Raw genomic sequence first — 15158 nt, forward strand, 5'->3', positions numbered from 1 at the left:
GGCGCGCGCACCGCCGGAGCTCGGGTGCTCGGTCGCTTACTCTGACTCGATGATCCGTTTCCGCGCGAACCATCTCGGGAGGTCAGGTCATGCGGCTCAGCACGCTGGTGATCATCTTGGCGGCACTGATCGTGTCGCCGGTTAGCGCAGCGGCGGATCCGGGCAGCGACCCGTCGCTGGACCGCCTGGTCGCGCTGGTGCTCGAGCGACTCGACACCGGCGACGCGGTGGCCGCGGCGAAGTGGGTGAGCGCCGCCCAGACCGGCACCGAACCCACCATCGACGATCCGGCCAGGGAGGCTGTGGTCTACGACTCGATGGCCCGCCTCGGCGCGGGCCTCGACCTGCCGGAAAGTTGGGTGCGGCAGGTGTTCGCCGGTCAGATCGAGTCCAACAAGGTCGTGCAGCGTGGCCTGATCACCCGCTGGCGGTTCGACCCGGCCGCCGCGCCCGGGTCGGCCCCGGATCTGACGTCGGTGCGCCCGGTGATCGACCGGGTGAACATCGACATCGTGGACCAACTCGCCGCGCGCCGCGCCGAACTGAGCGCTCCAGATTGTGCCGAAAGATTGGCCGTCAGCGTCTTCGGCGTATTCACCGCCGGTAATACCGACGCGCTGCATCAGGCCGCGTTGGTGCGTGCCGCGGCCGCGCTGTGTGCGCCGCGCTGAACGCTGCACACCGCGCGCAGAACGGTTCTGAGGACGCCCTTAACTCCTTTTTGAGGACCAACTTCAGGTGTTGAGTTCGGCTTCATCGGCGATTATTCGGTGAAAGCCGTTCTGGCCCGCAATAAGTCACGTCTATTACCGCCTGACGGCGTATAGGTTTCAGCTGCCGAAATGTGTCGAATACCACTCCGACATGTTTGCCGTATGTGTGCTGAAAGCCACAGGCGGCAAAAGAATCCGGACGGTCGGATCCCATCGCGGGCTCGTCAGGACCCTGTCGGAAATCTCTCATCCAGCCCGCTTCCGAGTTAGCCGCCGCCGAGGGGTTTGCCGGATGCTGAGCGAGGGAAATCATCTTCGATGCAGGTGAGAGCGGTTTCCTGACCTTTTTGCGAGGTTTGGGGCCGCTCTCGCGCGCCAGCGTCCTGCGGCTGGCCTCGCGGGCCGCAGGATCGATCATGGGGTACTCGCTGCTTTACACTGGACGACGCGCACACGTGGAGGACCGAATGAAGAAGCCCAGCTAGACCCGGTTATTAGTGCAACCTAAGTTGGTTGGGCCCCGGACCTGACTTATCGTTTGCTCTTACGCCGAACACAGAATGATCGGCACCCTCGCCCGCTCGGGCAGCTCCTAGCCGGTGCTCAGCGTAGCTGGCGAGAACCCGCACGGAGGTAAGGATCTCGTTAGGGATCTGTTACCGACGAGCACCCACTACGTCACTGAAGCGGGTGAACAACTGGAGACGTGACTGCACGCCGAAGACCATCAGCGCGGCTGGTTTCGGAACGTACGGGCGCAGTCTTGTACGGAGGCATTCAGACGAAATTGCCTATTTCTTTTTCGTCGAACGCCCTTCTTGAAGGCAGAGGCATGATGCAACTTCCTGGCCACCGGTCACCTGGACCCGTCGGGCTCTACGATCCGGCGAACGAACACGACGCCTGCGGTGTCGCGTTCGTCGTCGACATGCACGGCCGCCGCAGCCGCGACATCGTCGACAAGGCTATTACGGCTCTGTTGAACCTGGAGCACCGCGGTGCTGCGGGCGCGGAGCCCAACAGTGGTGACGGCGCGGGCATTCTGATCCAGATTCCGGATCGGTTCTTCCGCGCCATCGTGGACTTCGAATTGCCGCCGGAGGGCTCCTACGCCTCCGGCATCGCCTTCCTGCCGCAGGCCCGTCGTGAGGCCGCCCGTGCCGCCTACGGCGTGGAGAAGATCGTGCAGGAAGAGGGCCTGGCCGTGCTCGGCTGGCGCGAGGTGCCGATCGACGAGTCGTCGCTGGGTGCGCTCGCCCGCGACGCGATGCCGACGTTCCGGCAGGTTTTCATCGGCTCTCCGAGGGGTGCGGCCGAGCAGCTGTCCGGAATGGACCTGGAGCGGCGCGCGTACGTCATCCGCAAGCGGGTCGAGCACGAGCTCGGCAAGGCGGGTCCCGGCGAGGGCACGGTCGGCAAGGAGTCGGTGTACTTCCCGAGCCTGTCCGGCCAGACCTTCGTCTACAAGGGCATGTTCACCACGCCGCAGCTGCGCGCCTTCTACCTGGACCTGCAGGACAGCCGGGTGGAGTCCGCCCTCGGCATCGTGCACTCGCGCTTCTCCACCAACACCTTCCCGTCCTGGCCGCTGGCGCACCCGTTCCGCCGGGTCGCGCACAACGGTGAGATCAACACCGTCACCGGCAACGAGAACTGGATGCGGGCGCGCGAGGCGCTGCTGCGTTCGGACATCTTCGGCACCGACTCGGCGGGCAACAACCGGCTGGAGAAGATCTTCCCGGTCTGTACCCCGGGGGCGAGCGATACCGCGCGCTTCGACGAGGTGCTGGAACTGCTGCACCTCGGCGGCCGCAGCTTGCCCCACGCGGTGCTGATGATGATCCCCGAGGCGTGGGAACGCAACGAGACGATGGATCAGCGTCGGCGCGCCTTCTACGAGTACCACTCGATGCTGATGGAGCCGTGGGACGGCCCGGCGTCGGTGTGCTTCTCCGACGGCACCGTGGTCGGCGCCGTGCTCGACCGCAACGGCCTGCGCCCGAGCCGCATCTGGATCACCGACGACGGCTTGGTCGTGATGGCGTCCGAGGTCGGCGTGCTCGACATCGACCCGTCCAAGGTCGTGCGCAAGGTCCGACTACAACCCGGCCGCATGTTCCTGGTCGACACCTCGCTGGGCCGCATCGTCGGCGATGACGAGCTCAAGACCGATCTTGCGGCCGAGCACCCGTACCAGGAATGGCTGGACGCGGGTGTGACCAAGCTCGAGGACCTGCCCGACCGCCCGCACGTGCACATGTCGCACGACCGGGTGCTGATCCGCCAGCAGATCTTCGGATACACCAACGAAGAACTGAACCTGCTGATCTCGCCGATGGCCAAGACCGGCGGCGAGGCGCTCGGCTCGATGGGCACCGACACCCCGATCGCGGTGTTGTCGTCGCGGCCGCGGCTGCTGTTCGACTACTTCTCCCAGCTGTTCGCACAGGTCACCAACCCGCCGCTGGACGCGATCCGCGAAGAGGTGGTGACCAGCCTGCGCCGGGCCCTCGGCCCCGAGGCCGACCTGATGCACCCCGGCCCGGAGTCCTGCAAGCAGATCGCCATCGAGCAGCCGATCCTGGACAACGACCAGCTGGCCAAGCTGGTGCACATCAACGACGACGGCTCCCAGCCCGAGCTGCGTTCGGTGATCGTGCGCGGTCTGTACCCGGTCGCCAAGGGCGGCAAGGGACTTCGCAAGGCGCTCAAGGCGATCAACACCCAGATCTCGGCCGCCATCGACGGCGGCGCGCGGATCATCGTGCTGTCCGACCGCGAGTCCAACGAGAAGCTGGCGCCGATCCCGTCGCTGCTGCTGACCTCGTCGGTGCATCACCACCTGGTGCGTGAGCGCACCCGCACCATGGTCGGCCTGGTCATCGAGGCCGGTGACGCCCGCGAGGTGCACCACATGGCCATGCTGGTCGGCTTCGGCGCGGCCGCGATCAACCCGTACATGGCCTTCGAGACCATCGAGGACATGCTCGAGCGCGGCGCGCTCGACATGCCCGGCAGCACCGGCGATCACGCCGAGGACTTCCGCAAGGCGGTCTACAACTACAACAAGGCCGCCAGCAAGGGCGTGCTGAAGGTGATGTCCAAGATGGGCATCTCCACGCTGGCCTCCTACACCGGCGCGCAGCTGTTCCAGGTGATCGGCATTTCCCAGGAGTTGGCCGACGAGTACTTCACCGGCCTGCGCTCGCACCTGGACGGCATCGGTCTCGAGGACATCGCCGCCGACGTCGCCGAGCGGCATCGGATCGCGTTCCTGGAGAACCGCAACGAGCGCGCGCACCGCGAGCTCGAGGTGGGCGGCGAATACCAGTGGCGGCGCGAGGGTGAGTACCACCTGTTCAACCCGGACACCGTGTTCAAGCTGCAGCACGCGACCCGCACCGGCCAGTACTCGATCTTCAAGGAGTACACCAAGCTGGTCGACGACCAGACCGAGCGGCTCGCCTCGCTGCGCGGCCTGTTCAAGTTCAAGAAGGAGCGCGCGTCGATCTCGATCGACGAGGTCGAGCCCGCCTCGGAGATCGTGAAGCGCTTCTCCACCGGCGCGATGAGCTACGGCTCCATCTCGTCGGAGGCGCACGAGACGCTCGCGATCGCGATGAACCGCCTCGGCGGCCGGTCGAACTCGGGTGAGGGCGGCGAATCGCCCGCTCGCTTCGAGCCGGACGAGAACGGCGACTGGCGGCGCAGCGCGATCAAGCAGGTGGCCTCCGGCCGCTTCGGCGTGACCGCGCACTACCTGACCAACTGCACCGACATCCAGATCAAGATGGCGCAGGGCGCGAAGCCCGGTGAGGGCGGCCAACTTCCGGCGCACAAGGTGTACCCGTGGGTCGCCGAGGTGCGGCACTCGACGCCGGGCGTCGGCCTGATCTCGCCGCCGCCGCACCACGATATCTACTCGATCGAGGATCTGGCGCAGCTGATCCACGACCTGAAGAACGCGAACCCGCAGGCGCGGATTCACGTGAAACTTGTTGCGGAGCCCGGCGTCGGCACCGTCGCGGCCGGAGTGTCCAAGGCGCACGCCGACGTGGTGCTGATCTCCGGCCACGACGGTGGCACCGGCGCCTCGCCGCTGACCTCGCTCAAGCACGCGGGCGGCCCGTGGGAGCTCGGCCTGGCCGAGACCCAGCAGACGTTGCTGCTCAACGGACTTCGCGATCGGATCGTCGTGCAGGTGGACGGTCAGATGAAGACCGGCCGCGACGTGATGATCGCCGCGCTGCTCGGCGCCGAGGAATTCGGTTTCGCCACCGCGCCTTTGGTGGTTTCGGGCTGCATCATGATGCGGGTCTGCCACCTCGACACCTGCCCCGTCGGTGTCGCGACGCAGAACCCGGTCTTGCGCGAACGCTTCACCGGCAAGCCGGAATTCGTCGAGAACTTCATGCTGTTCATCGCCGAAGAGGTGCGGGAACACCTGGCGCTGTTGGGCTTCCGCACGCTGGACGAGGCGATCGGCCGGGTCGACCTGCTCGACACCGCCAAGGCCAAGCAGCACTGGAAGGCCAGCAAGCTCGACCTGTCGCCGATCCTCGACAACGTCGAGACCGCGTTCATGTACCAGGATCGCCGCTGCACCAAGACGCAGGACCACGGCCTGGACAAGGCGCTGGATCAGCAGCTGATCTCGCAGAGCCGGGACGCGCTCGAGCGCGGCCAGGCGGTGAAGTTCGAAACCAAGATCACCAACGTGAACCGCACCGTCGGCACCATGCTCGGCCACGAGGTGACCAAGCTCTACGGTGGCGCTGGCCTGCCCGACGACACCATCGACATCACCTTCACCGGCTCGGCGGGCAACAGCTTCGGCGCCTTCGTGCCTGCCGGCATCACGCTGCGCGTGCAGGGTGACGCGAACGACTATGTCGGCAAGGGCCTTTCGGGTGGCCACCTGGTGGTGCGCCCGTCGCTGAACGCACCGGCCGAGTTCGTGGCGGAGGAGAACATCATCGCGGGCAACGTGATCCTGTTCGGCGCCACCAACGGCAAGGCGTTCATCCGCGGCGTGGTCGGCGAGCGGTTCGCCGTGCGTAACTCGGGCGCCCTCGCGGTGGTCGAGGGTGTCGGTGACCACGGCTTGGAGTACATGACCGGCGGCCGGGTCGTCATCCTCGGTGAGACCGGTCGCAACTTCGGCGCCGGTATGTCCGGCGGTGTCGCGTTCGTCTACAACCCGAACGGCACCTTCGAGGCCAGGCTCAACCCCGAGCAGGCCGACGCGGTCGAGCAACTCTCCGGTGACGACTTCACCTGGCTGCGCGACATCATCACCCAGCACCGCGATCAGACGGGTTCCGCTGTCGCCGAACGCATTCTGGGCGACTGGTCGCAGCAGGTGAACCACTTCGTCAAGCTCATGCCGCGCGAATACAAGAAGGTTCTCCTCGCCATCTCCGAAGCGGAGAAGGCGGGCAAGGACGTCGACGAGGCGATCATGGAGGCGGCCCGTGGCTAGGACACACCGCATCCACCAGCTGAGTCCGATGTCCACAGGCAAGATTACGGAGGCCGAACGTGGCTGACGCACAAGGTTTTTTGAAGCACACCTCGCGGGAACTACCCACCCGTCGTCCGGTCGAGCTGCGGCTGATGGACTGGAAAGAGGTCTACGAGCAGGGCTACCCGAAGGCGACCCTGCAGCGTCAGGCCAGCCGCTGCATGGACTGCGGTATTCCGTTCTGCCACAACGGCTGCCCGCTCGGGAACCTGATCCCCGAGTGGAACGACCTGGTCTACAAGGGCCAGTGGCGCGAGGGCATCGACCGCCTGCACGCCACCAACAACTTCCCGGAATTCACCGGGCGGCTGTGCCCCGCGCCGTGCGAGGCGTCCTGTGTCCTCGGCATCAACCAGGACCCGGTGACCATCAAGCAGGTCGAGATCGACCTGATCGAGAACGCCTTCGACGAGGGCTGGGTGACCCCGGTCTACCCGACCCGGTTGACCGGCAAGAAGGTCGCCGTCGTCGGCTCCGGCCCCGCCGGACTCGCGGCCGCCCAGCAGCTCACCCGCGCCGGGCACACCGTGACCGTGTTCGAGCGGGCCGACCGCATCGGCGGGCTGCTGCGCTACGGCATCCCGGAATTCAAGATGGAGAAGCGCTTCATCGACCGCCGGATGGCGCAGATGGAGGCCGAGGGCACCATCTTCAAGACCGGCGTGAACGTCGGGATCGACATCACCGCCGAGCAGCTGCGCGAGCAGTACGACGCGGTGGTGCTGTCCGGCGGCGCCACCATCGCGCGTGACCTGCCCATCCCCGGTCGCGAACTCGATGGCATCCACCAGGCCATGGAGTTCCTGCCGTGGGCCAACAAGGTGCAGCTCGGCGACGACGTCACCGACGCCGACGGCCTGCCGCCCATCCACGCCAAGGGCAAGAAGGTCATCATCATCGGCGGCGGCGACACCGGCGCCGACTGCCTCGGCACCTCGCACCGGCAGGGTGCGGAAAGCATCCACCAGTTCGAGATCATGCCGCGCCCGCCCGAGGAGCGCGCCACTTCTACGCCGTGGCCGACCTACCCGCTGATGTTCCGGGTGTCCTCGGCGCACGAAGAGGGCGGCGAGCGGGTGTTCTCGGTGAACACCGAGCGTTTCGTCGGCACCGACGGCAAGGTCACCGGCCTGCAGGCGCACGAGGTCAAGATGGCCAACGGCCGCTTCGAGAAGGTCGACGGCACCGATTTCACCCTCGAGGCCGACCTGGTGCTGCTCGCCATGGGCTTCACCGGACCCGAAAAGCCGGGCCTGCTCGAAGATCTCGGCGTCGGCTACGACCAGCGCGGCAACGTCCAGCGCGACAAGAACTGGGCGACCAACATCCCCGGCGTCTTTGTCGCGGGCGACATGGGCCGCGGCCAATCCCTCATCGTCTGGGCCATCGCCGAAGGCCGCGCCGCGGCGTCGGCGGTCGACCGCTTCCTGGAAGGTGAGACGGCTCTCCCGGCCCCCATCACCCCCACCATGGTCGCCCAACGCTGACCTGAAACCCCTCTCTTACCGGAGCGGAAAAAGCGCCTGTGGACATCGACGTCCACAGGCGCTTTTGTTTTCCGACACTCCCGGGGACGATTTTGGCCGTCAACGGAATTCGGGCTTCGGTATGCGAGCCTCCATAGCGGGGCTCTCGATGTTTGCCGAGGTCCGGCCTAACTCGCTGATTAGGTGTGGATAAAGACTTGTTATGCCCGCTGGAGTGGGTAGGTTCCGATATGAGTCTGAATTTGCTGTGTGATTGCGGGAATGTAAGCGGCGGGGCGGGGTCGGTCGGATGCGGTTGGGCGGCGGGTTGTGCTGGGGTGGTTGGGTTTTGGGCATTCGACGGAAATCGGACACGGCCCGGAGTTTCGGATGGCGTGAGCGGCTCCGGCCCTCTATTGTGATCCCGTCGCGCTGCTGATCTTGGGATGCGGGTTTGGGGTCGCAGCCGTCATGGTGGTGGGTGACCGGTGTTAACCCAGTGTGCACTGGAAGGTCACCCGTCGGGTTCAGAGTTGGTGCGCAACTTGTCGGGGATGCCCACGAGGGGCATTGGTTTGGACTGGAGCGGTATGCAGTTGAAGAAGGTTGTCGCGGCTCTTGGTGCATCCGCGACGGTGTTGTCCGGCATGGTGTTCGGTGCCGGTTCCGCGAGCGCGGACCCTGGCTGCCCAAGCCTCTACGTAGTGGCGATCCCTGGTACCTGGGAAACCGGCAAAGACAAGAAGCCGCAACCCGGCATGCTGGCGGGCGTCACGAATAACCTGCCCCGGTCGACGGACGTCGACTATGTGACTTATGCCGCGACCGCTTTCCCCTGGGAAGGCGAGGTCTACGGCAACTCGAAGAAGGAAGCCGTCGATCGGGCGCGCGGCCTGATCTCGGACATGGCGCACTCGTGCGGCGCGACGAAGATCGCGCTCGTCGGGTACAGCCAGGGCGCCGACGCCGCGGGTGATCTCGCGGCCGAGATCGGCACCGGGCTCAGCGTGATCGCGCCCGAGCGGATCGCCGGCGTCGGCCTGATCTCCGACCCGCGCCGTTCGCCGACCGACGTTCAGGTCGGTGCGCCCGCCCCCGGCGCGGGAGCGGGCGGCCCACGGGTCGGCGGCTTCGGCTGGGTCAGCGACCGCACCCGCAGCATCTGCGCGACCGAAGACCTGTACTGCGCGACCGAGCCGGACGACTTCGTCACCCGGTTCGCCGGCTTCATGGCGCAGGCCTCGGATGCGAACCCGGCCAATATGTGGCGCTACCAGATCGAGGCCGGCAACATCGTGGGCGACCTGTTCGCGCACGGTGGCGTGCCGACACTGCAGGCGCAGCTGACCGACTCGGCGAACGAGCAGCGGGCCAAGGACCTGGAGCGGTTCTACAAGTCGCAGGCGCACACGCTGTACGGCAGCTACCCGGTCGGTGGCGGTCAGACCGCCGTCTCCTGGATGCACAACTGGATCGCGGGCATGGCCTAGATCCACCCGACATCAAGCGAAGGCCCACCTCCTGGCACGGGAGGTGGGCCTTCGCTTTGTCGAGCAGGGATTATCCGGAGCCCGTCGGCGGCAGCATCTGCTGGAACTGCTGCTGAAGCTGCGGCGCGCCATCCGGATGCGGGTGATGGCCGCGGTGCGGTCCGCCGGGACGGTGCTTGTGATGGGGCCGGTTGATGTCGGCGCCCTGCTGATCCACGTCACCGTTGGCCGCCTGGACCTGAATCGTGGCGTCGGGTGCCGGGGCCTCGGCGGAGGCCGTGGCCGCGAACGCGCCTAGCGGAAGGGCGAGGAGCGCCCCCGCCGCGGCGATCCCGATAATGCGACGCCGCATAGATGTTCTGGAGAGCGACACGGAATTCCTTTCTCTCGAACTGGGCCGAACTGTGCGCCACTGGGGTGGTGGCTCACCGCTAGCGATTGCTTGCAGATCGCTCGAACCGGCCAGCTCCCATAGAAGGTTCCGTCGCTGGGACGGCGGTGCGACGTCCCTGCCAATCGTCTGTGAATGGGTCGCTCAGGGTTTGATATTGCGCGGCAACAGGTCCCAGACGTGCCCGTTCTCGTTGACGGTCGCCGCGGTCCGCCGCCCGGTGCGGGAGAACAGGATTCGGGTGATCGAGCAGTAGTCGATCGGGAAGGTCAGCGGCCGTTCCAAGCCGAGTATTTCCTGCAGCAGCACGTTGACCACGCCGCCGTGCGTGAAGGCGACTACCGTGTCGGCTGGATCGGTGCCCGCGGCGATCTCGGTGACCACGTCGAGCACCCGGGATTTGAACGCCCCGCCGTCGATCTGGTCCGGAAAGTACCCGGCCTTGATCCGCTCGTAGACCTCGCGGAACTCGACTTTGGCGTCCTCGATGGGAATGTAGGCAGGCAGGTCGCGATCGTATTCGGCCAGGTCGTCGACGATATCCACGTCGAGTCCGAGCTTCGCCGCGGTCGGTGCCGCGGTATCGCGCGCCCGGCGCTGCGAACTGCTCACCACCCGGGTGATCCGATGCTGACTCAACGCGGCGGGCACCCGCTCGGCCTGCTCGAGGCCGACGGGCGCGAGCTCGGGATCGGCGGGACCGGCCGAGTTCACGATCCGGATCGGCTGGGCATGGCGAACGAGAATCAACTGCACACGCCCCACTCTGCCGCATACCGCTTGGTATCGCCGCCCGCGTCGATCTGTGCGGACCCGAGCCGGGCCATTGCCGCTTGTCCTGGTTACTGCTTCCGGCGCCGCATCAGCAAGTAGATGCCGCCGATGATGGCTGCGACCACCAGCAGGCAGCAGAGCCCGCCGATGATCAGGCCCCCGCTGCTGCGTCGCTTCTTCTTGGCCGCCAGCTCCATTGCCGAGTTCCAGGTGTCCGGGCTCGCCCAGACGCTGTGGTCCACCAGGCTCATATTGGTCAGCAGGTCAAGGTACATTTCCGAACCCCATCTCGTGAATCGGACTCCTCCCGGGGCCGAATGTGCCCGGCCGCCCCGGCCCGAATTTCCCAGGGTAGCTGTCCGATTCGTCCCCTGTGGACCCTTCGCCGGCAACGCTCCGTTCAGCGAGGTTTCACCAACGGGAACGGCAAGGTCTCGCGAATGCTGCGCCCGGTGATCAGCATGACCACCCGGTCAACGCCCATGCCGAGCCCGCCGGTCGGCGGCATCGCGTGCTCGAGCGCCTGCAGGAAGTCCTCGTCGAGCTCCATCGCCTCCGGGTCGCCGTTGGCCGCGAGCAGCGACTGCTCGGTGAGCCTGCGCCGCTGCTCGACCGGATCGGTGAGTTCGCTGTAGGCCGTGCCGAGTTCGACGCCCCAGGCCACCAGATCCCAGCGTTCAGTTACACCCGGAATCAGGCGGTGGGCGCGGGTCAGCGGGGACACCGAGGTGGGGAAGTTGATGTAGAAAGTCGGTTCCACCGTGTGGGATTCGACCAGATGCTCGTACATCTCCAGCACCACCTGGCCCGGATCCCAGCCGTGCTGATAGGGCACCTCGGCCTTGTCGCACAGCTCGCGCAGCTGCTCCAGGTCGGTCTGCGGGGTGATCTCGACGCCGAGCGCCTCGGACACCGCGCCGTGCACCGTCTTCACCGCCCACTCGCCGGAGATGTCCACCTGCTCGTAGGAACCGTCGCTCTGCGGCCGCAACGCCACCATCGCGCCGTTGGCCGCGAGCGCGGCCTCCTGGATGAGCTGACGGCAGACGTGCATCATCCGCTCGTAGTCGCTGTGCGCCTCATACGCCTCGAGAATGGTGAACTCGGGATTGTGGCTGAAGTCGACGCCCTCGTTGCGGAAGGTCCGGCCGATCTCGAACACCTTCTCCATGCCGCCGACGCAGAGCCGCTTCAGGTACAGCTCGGGTGCGATCCGCAGATACAGGTCCAGGTCGTAGGCGTTGATGTGGGTGAGGAACGGGGTGGCGTTGGCGCCGCCGTGCACCTGCTGCAGGATCGGTGTCTCTACCTCCAGGTAGCCCCAGGCGTTGAGCGAGTCGCGCAGCGAGCGGACCACCGCGCTGCGCTTGGCGAGCACCTCCCTGGTCTCCGGGTTGATCGCCATGTCGACGTAGCGCTGCCGCACCTTCGCCTCGGGATCGGACAGGCCTTTCCACTTGTCCGGCAACGGATGCAGGCACTTGCCGAGCATCCGCCAGTCCGCCGCGAGCAGCGAGAGCTCGCCGCGCCTACTGCTGCCGATCTGACCGCTGACCTCGATCAGGTCGCCGAGGTCGAAGAACTCGGTGAACTCGGCGCTGCGCTCGGCACCGACCCGATCGCGGTCGATGACCAGCTGAATGTCGTCGGTCCAGTCGCGCACCACCGCGAAGATCACGCCGCCGTAGTCGCGGATGCGCAGCAGCCTGCCGCACACCCGGACCGTGGTGCCGCGCGGTGACTTCCTGGCCCCGGCGACGGTGTGCGTCGGCGGGTAGGCGACCGGGTACGCCTCGACGCCGGACTCGGTGAGCCGATCCAGCTTGTCCATCCGGACCCGCACCTGCTCGGGACGGCGCGGCAGCTGTTCCTTGCCCTCGACCGGGCCGAGTTCGGGCGGGCTGCCGTCGGCGTGCAGCCCGGTCATGCTCGCGGGCACCGCGCTGTGCATGCCGGTGTGCGAGATCGTGTCCGGCTCCTTGCCGAAGCGCGGCAGGAAGCCCTCGGCGAGCGCGCTGGCCACCGCGACCCTCGGCAGTTGCCTGCGCTCCTCGAACAGGAAAAACCTTGGCACCCAATGCGGTTGGTACTTCACATTGGAGCGGTACAGCGCCTCCAGCTGCCACCAGCGCGAAAAGAACAGCAGCACACCGCGCCACAGCCGCAGCACCGGACCGGCGCCGATCCGCCCGCCCTCCTCGAACACCGAGCGGAACACCGCGAAGTTCAACGAGACCTTGGTGATGCCCTGCTGCTCGGAGTTGAGCGCGAGCTGCGAAATCATCAGCTCCATCACGCCATTCGGGCCGTGCGGATCCCGGCGCATCAGCTCCAGCGAGACGCCGGTGCGGCCCCACGGCACCAGCGACAGCATGCCGAGCACCCGGTCCTGCCCGTTGACCGCCTCGACCAGCAGGCAGTCCGCGTCCAGCGGATCGCCGAGCCTGCCGAGCGCCATCGAGAAGCCGCGTTCGGTCTCGGTGTCGCGCCAGGCGTCCGCGCGGGCGATCACCTGCTTGAACTCGTCGGCGGGCACGTCGCGATGCCGCCGGATCCGCACGGTGATGCCGTGCTTGCGCAATCGGTTCGCGGCCTGGCGGACCGGCTTCATCTCGGGGCCGGCCAGCGAGAACGTCCTGGTGTCCAGGATGGCCTCGTCGCCGAGCCGGATCGCGGACAGGCCCGCGCGCCGGTACGACGTCGCGCCGAGCTCGCTGGCGCCCATGACCGCTGGCGCCCAGCCGAATTGGTCGGCCAGCCGCAACCACGCGTCGATCGCCTGCGGCCACGCTTCCCTGATACCGATCGGGTCGCCGCTGGCCAGGCAGACGCCCAGTTCCACCCGATAGGTGACCGCCGCCTTGCCGCTCGGCGCGAACACCACCGCCTTGTCCCGGCGGGTCGCGAAGTAGCCGAGCGAGTCCTCCAGATCGGACCGTTCCAGCAGGCCGCGGATCGCGGATTCGTCGGTGCCGGTCATCGCGTTCGCCGCCCGCTGCGAGCGCAGCAGGATGATCACCGCGGCGAGCAGCGCGATGGCGCCGAACAGGCCGAGCAGGAAGTTCACGAACGGGCGCGGGTGGCCGTCGAAGTGTTCGTTGTCCACCAGCACCGCGGCGGTTACCCGATAGATGGCCCAGCCGGGCCGCTGCGCGCCGCGCGGCAGCGAACCGGGGAACAACTCGACCAGACCCCAGCCGAGCATGCAGCCGACCGTCAGGCCGCCGATCAGCACGCCGAGCGCCTTCCAGCCCGCCCCGCGGCGCACCTTCGTGTAGAACTCGCGCCAGGCCGCGACCAGCACGCCGATCACGGCGAGGTGCACGATCATCGCCACCAGCGCGTCGATATTGCCGGTGTCCGCGAAGTCCAGGCCGTCGGCCAGCGCGTAGAGCGACACGTAGCCGAGCAGCAGCCACCAGGCGATGCGCTTGCGACTGGCCAGCGCGCCCGCGAGCAGGCCGATGATCAGCGCCCACATCAGGTTGGTGTCGGGTGCGTCGAAGTAGTAGTTGTCGATGTAGCGACGCGGTACCTGGGTCAGGAAACGTAAGCCGGGCGACAGGCTCCAGAGCAAACACACCACCGCGAAAACCCCGAGCACCAGACCCGCGATATGCGGGACCTCTGCCAGTCGTCCATGCCCCCGATGGGGGACCGGTGGGGTCGGTCTGTCCGCGGGCGGTTCGATCAGGTGTTGCCGGGCTTGCGTGGTGGTCACTGAACCAGTGTGTACGGTGCCGCCGTCGTGGTGCTCGAAGACCTCCCGGGCATGTCGGTTCTCGGCGCGTCGCACACGCGTGTCAGCGACGCGCGCGGGGGCTGGCGTTTACCGATTCCGGGTGCAAGGTAAGGATGTATCTCATGGCAGAACCAGTCGACGTACCGATCGATGACGAAGGCATTCGGCTCGGTCAGTTCCTGAAATTGGCCAATCTGATCGAATCCGGCTCGGAGGCGAAGACGGTGATCGCCTCCGGCTTGGTGCGGGTGAACGACGAGGTGGAACTGCGCCGCGGGCGGCAGTTGCAGATCGGCGATGTCGTCACCCTCGCCGGCCATCAGGCGAGGGTGTCGGTCTGACCCCGCGGCGTGAGCGTCAGGCCCGGAGGCGGGAGCCTGCGTAACCACGAAGGGCCAGCGAGCGCCGCCGATCAGACAGAGCTTTCAGTCTTCGGCGCGGACCACGACGCCGTCGTGGTCGCTGTAGAGCATGTCGCCGGGCACGAAGGTGACGCCGCCGAATTCGACCGGGACATCACGGTCGCCCGCGCCGGTCTGAGTGCTCTTGCGCGGGTTGGTGCCCAGCGCCTTGATGCCGATGTCGAGGGTGCGCAGAATCGCCGAGTCGCGTACCGCGCCGTTGATGATCACGCCGGCCCAGCCGTTGTCCACGCCGCGCCCGGCGATGATGTCGCCGACCAATGCCGTGTGCACGCTCGCGTCGCCGTCGACGACCAGCACCTTGCCGTTGCCCGGTTCGCCGAGCGTCTGCTTGACCAGCAGGTTGTCCTGGAAGCAGCGGATGGTGCTGATCCGGCCGGAAAAGGCCGCGCGGCCACCGAACTGGATGAACTGCGTGTCGCAGCTGCGGATCTCGGGGCCGATCTCGTCGGCCAGGTCGGCAGTGGCGACAACATCATTCTGCGATTCGGTCACTGTGTTGATTTTGCCGTGCCTGCGGCCCGGCGTGTTCGCGGCCCCCGGAGTCTCGCGTCCGAGCGGCCGAGACTCGCGCCTGCGGCGCATGCGCTTCGGCCACTCGGACGCGAGACGGGCCGCGAACGGCGCTCGCAAAAC

The 15158-nt window shown here is 67.0% G+C and carries 10 protein-coding genes; 5 read left to right on the top strand and 5 right to left on the bottom strand.

Annotation, left to right across the window (positions count from 1 at the left end; translation table 11 throughout):
• Positions 1–89 precede the first annotated feature (89 nt).
• The 4 genes from ACIBK2_RS42210 (at position 90) to ACIBK2_RS42225 (ending at position 9193) form a co-directional block, all read left to right on the top strand.
• Positions 90–671, top strand: a complete 582-nt coding sequence (locus ACIBK2_RS42210; protein WP_396976215.1) for a chorismate mutase — start codon at positions 90–92, stop codon at positions 669–671.
• An 874-nt stretch (positions 672–1545) separates the two neighbouring features.
• Positions 1546–6195 (top strand): glutamate synthase large subunit, encoded by a 4650-nt coding sequence (gene gltB / locus ACIBK2_RS42215; protein ID WP_396976217.1) that lies wholly within the window; start codon positions 1546–1548, stop codon positions 6193–6195.
• A gap of 59 nt (positions 6196–6254) precedes the next feature.
• Complete coding sequence (locus ACIBK2_RS42220; RefSeq protein ID WP_396976219.1) at positions 6255–7724, top strand: glutamate synthase subunit beta; 1470 nt, start codon at positions 6255–6257, stop codon at positions 7722–7724.
• A gap of 569 nt (positions 7725–8293) precedes the next feature.
• Positions 8294–9193, top strand: coding sequence for a cutinase family protein (locus ACIBK2_RS42225; protein ID WP_357380086.1), 900 nt, complete (start codon positions 8294–8296; stop codon positions 9191–9193).
• Positions 9194–9263: 70 nt separating this feature from the next.
• On the opposite strand, the gene ACIBK2_RS42230 is transcribed toward ACIBK2_RS42225, so the two are convergent.
• The 4 genes from ACIBK2_RS42230 to lysX all read right to left on the bottom strand — a co-directional run bounded on the left by ACIBK2_RS42230 (position 9264) and on the right by lysX (position 14079).
• Positions 9264–9545, bottom strand: a complete 282-nt coding sequence (locus tag ACIBK2_RS42230) for a hypothetical protein (RefSeq protein WP_396976222.1) — start codon at positions 9543–9545, stop codon at positions 9264–9266.
• A gap of 183 nt (positions 9546–9728) precedes the next feature.
• Positions 9729–10340, bottom strand: coding sequence for a histidine phosphatase family protein (locus tag ACIBK2_RS42235; RefSeq protein WP_396976224.1), 612 nt, complete (start codon positions 10338–10340; stop codon positions 9729–9731).
• 86 nt (positions 10341–10426) lie between these two features.
• Positions 10427–10633, bottom strand: a complete 207-nt coding sequence (locus ACIBK2_RS42240; protein WP_396976226.1) for a hypothetical protein — start codon at positions 10631–10633, stop codon at positions 10427–10429.
• A 125-nt stretch (positions 10634–10758) separates the two neighbouring features.
• Positions 10759–14079: a bifunctional lysylphosphatidylglycerol synthetase/lysine--tRNA ligase LysX gene (gene lysX, locus ACIBK2_RS42245; protein WP_396976228.1), complete on the bottom strand. Its 3321-nt coding sequence runs from the start codon at positions 14077–14079 to the stop codon at positions 10759–10761.
• A 143-nt stretch (positions 14080–14222) separates the two neighbouring features.
• Here lysX and ACIBK2_RS42250 point away from each other — a divergent pair, with 143 nt between their 5' ends.
• Positions 14223–14441, top strand: a complete 219-nt coding sequence (locus ACIBK2_RS42250; protein WP_040729260.1) for an RNA-binding S4 domain-containing protein — start codon at positions 14223–14225, stop codon at positions 14439–14441.
• 84 nt (positions 14442–14525) lie between these two features.
• Here the strand turns inward: ACIBK2_RS42250 and rraA are convergent, their stop codons facing one another.
• Positions 14526–15017: a ribonuclease E activity regulator RraA gene (rraA, locus tag ACIBK2_RS42255; RefSeq protein ID WP_396976253.1), complete on the bottom strand. Its 492-nt coding sequence runs from the start codon at positions 15015–15017 to the stop codon at positions 14526–14528.
• Between the last annotated feature and the right edge of the window lie 141 nt (positions 15018–15158).

The organism is Nocardia sp. NPDC050175 (assembly GCF_044459885.1).
Taxonomy (GTDB): Bacteria; Actinomycetota; Actinomycetes; order Mycobacteriales; family Mycobacteriaceae; genus Nocardia.

What these genes read in the sequence shown, in the direction of transcription:
- ACIBK2_RS42210 (WP_396976215.1), top strand. Translation starts at nt 90, where the DNA reads ATGCGGCTCAGCACGCTGGTGATCATCTTGGCGGCACTGATCGTGTCG.
- gltB (WP_396976217.1), top strand. Translation starts at nt 1,546, where the DNA reads ATGATGCAACTTCCTGGCCACCGGTCACCTGGACCCGTCGGGCTCTAC.
- ACIBK2_RS42225 (WP_357380086.1), top strand. Translation starts at nt 8,294, where the DNA reads ATGCAGTTGAAGAAGGTTGTCGCGGCTCTTGGTGCATCCGCGACGGTG.
- ACIBK2_RS42230 (WP_396976222.1), bottom strand. Translation starts at nt 9,545, where the DNA reads ATGCGGCGTCGCATTATCGGGATCGCCGCGGCGGGGGCGCTCCTCGCC.
- ACIBK2_RS42240 (WP_396976226.1), bottom strand. Translation starts at nt 10,633, where the DNA reads ATGTACCTTGACCTGCTGACCAATATGAGCCTGGTGGACCACAGCGTC.
- ACIBK2_RS42250 (WP_040729260.1), top strand. Translation starts at nt 14,223, where the DNA reads ATGGCAGAACCAGTCGACGTACCGATCGATGACGAAGGCATTCGGCTC.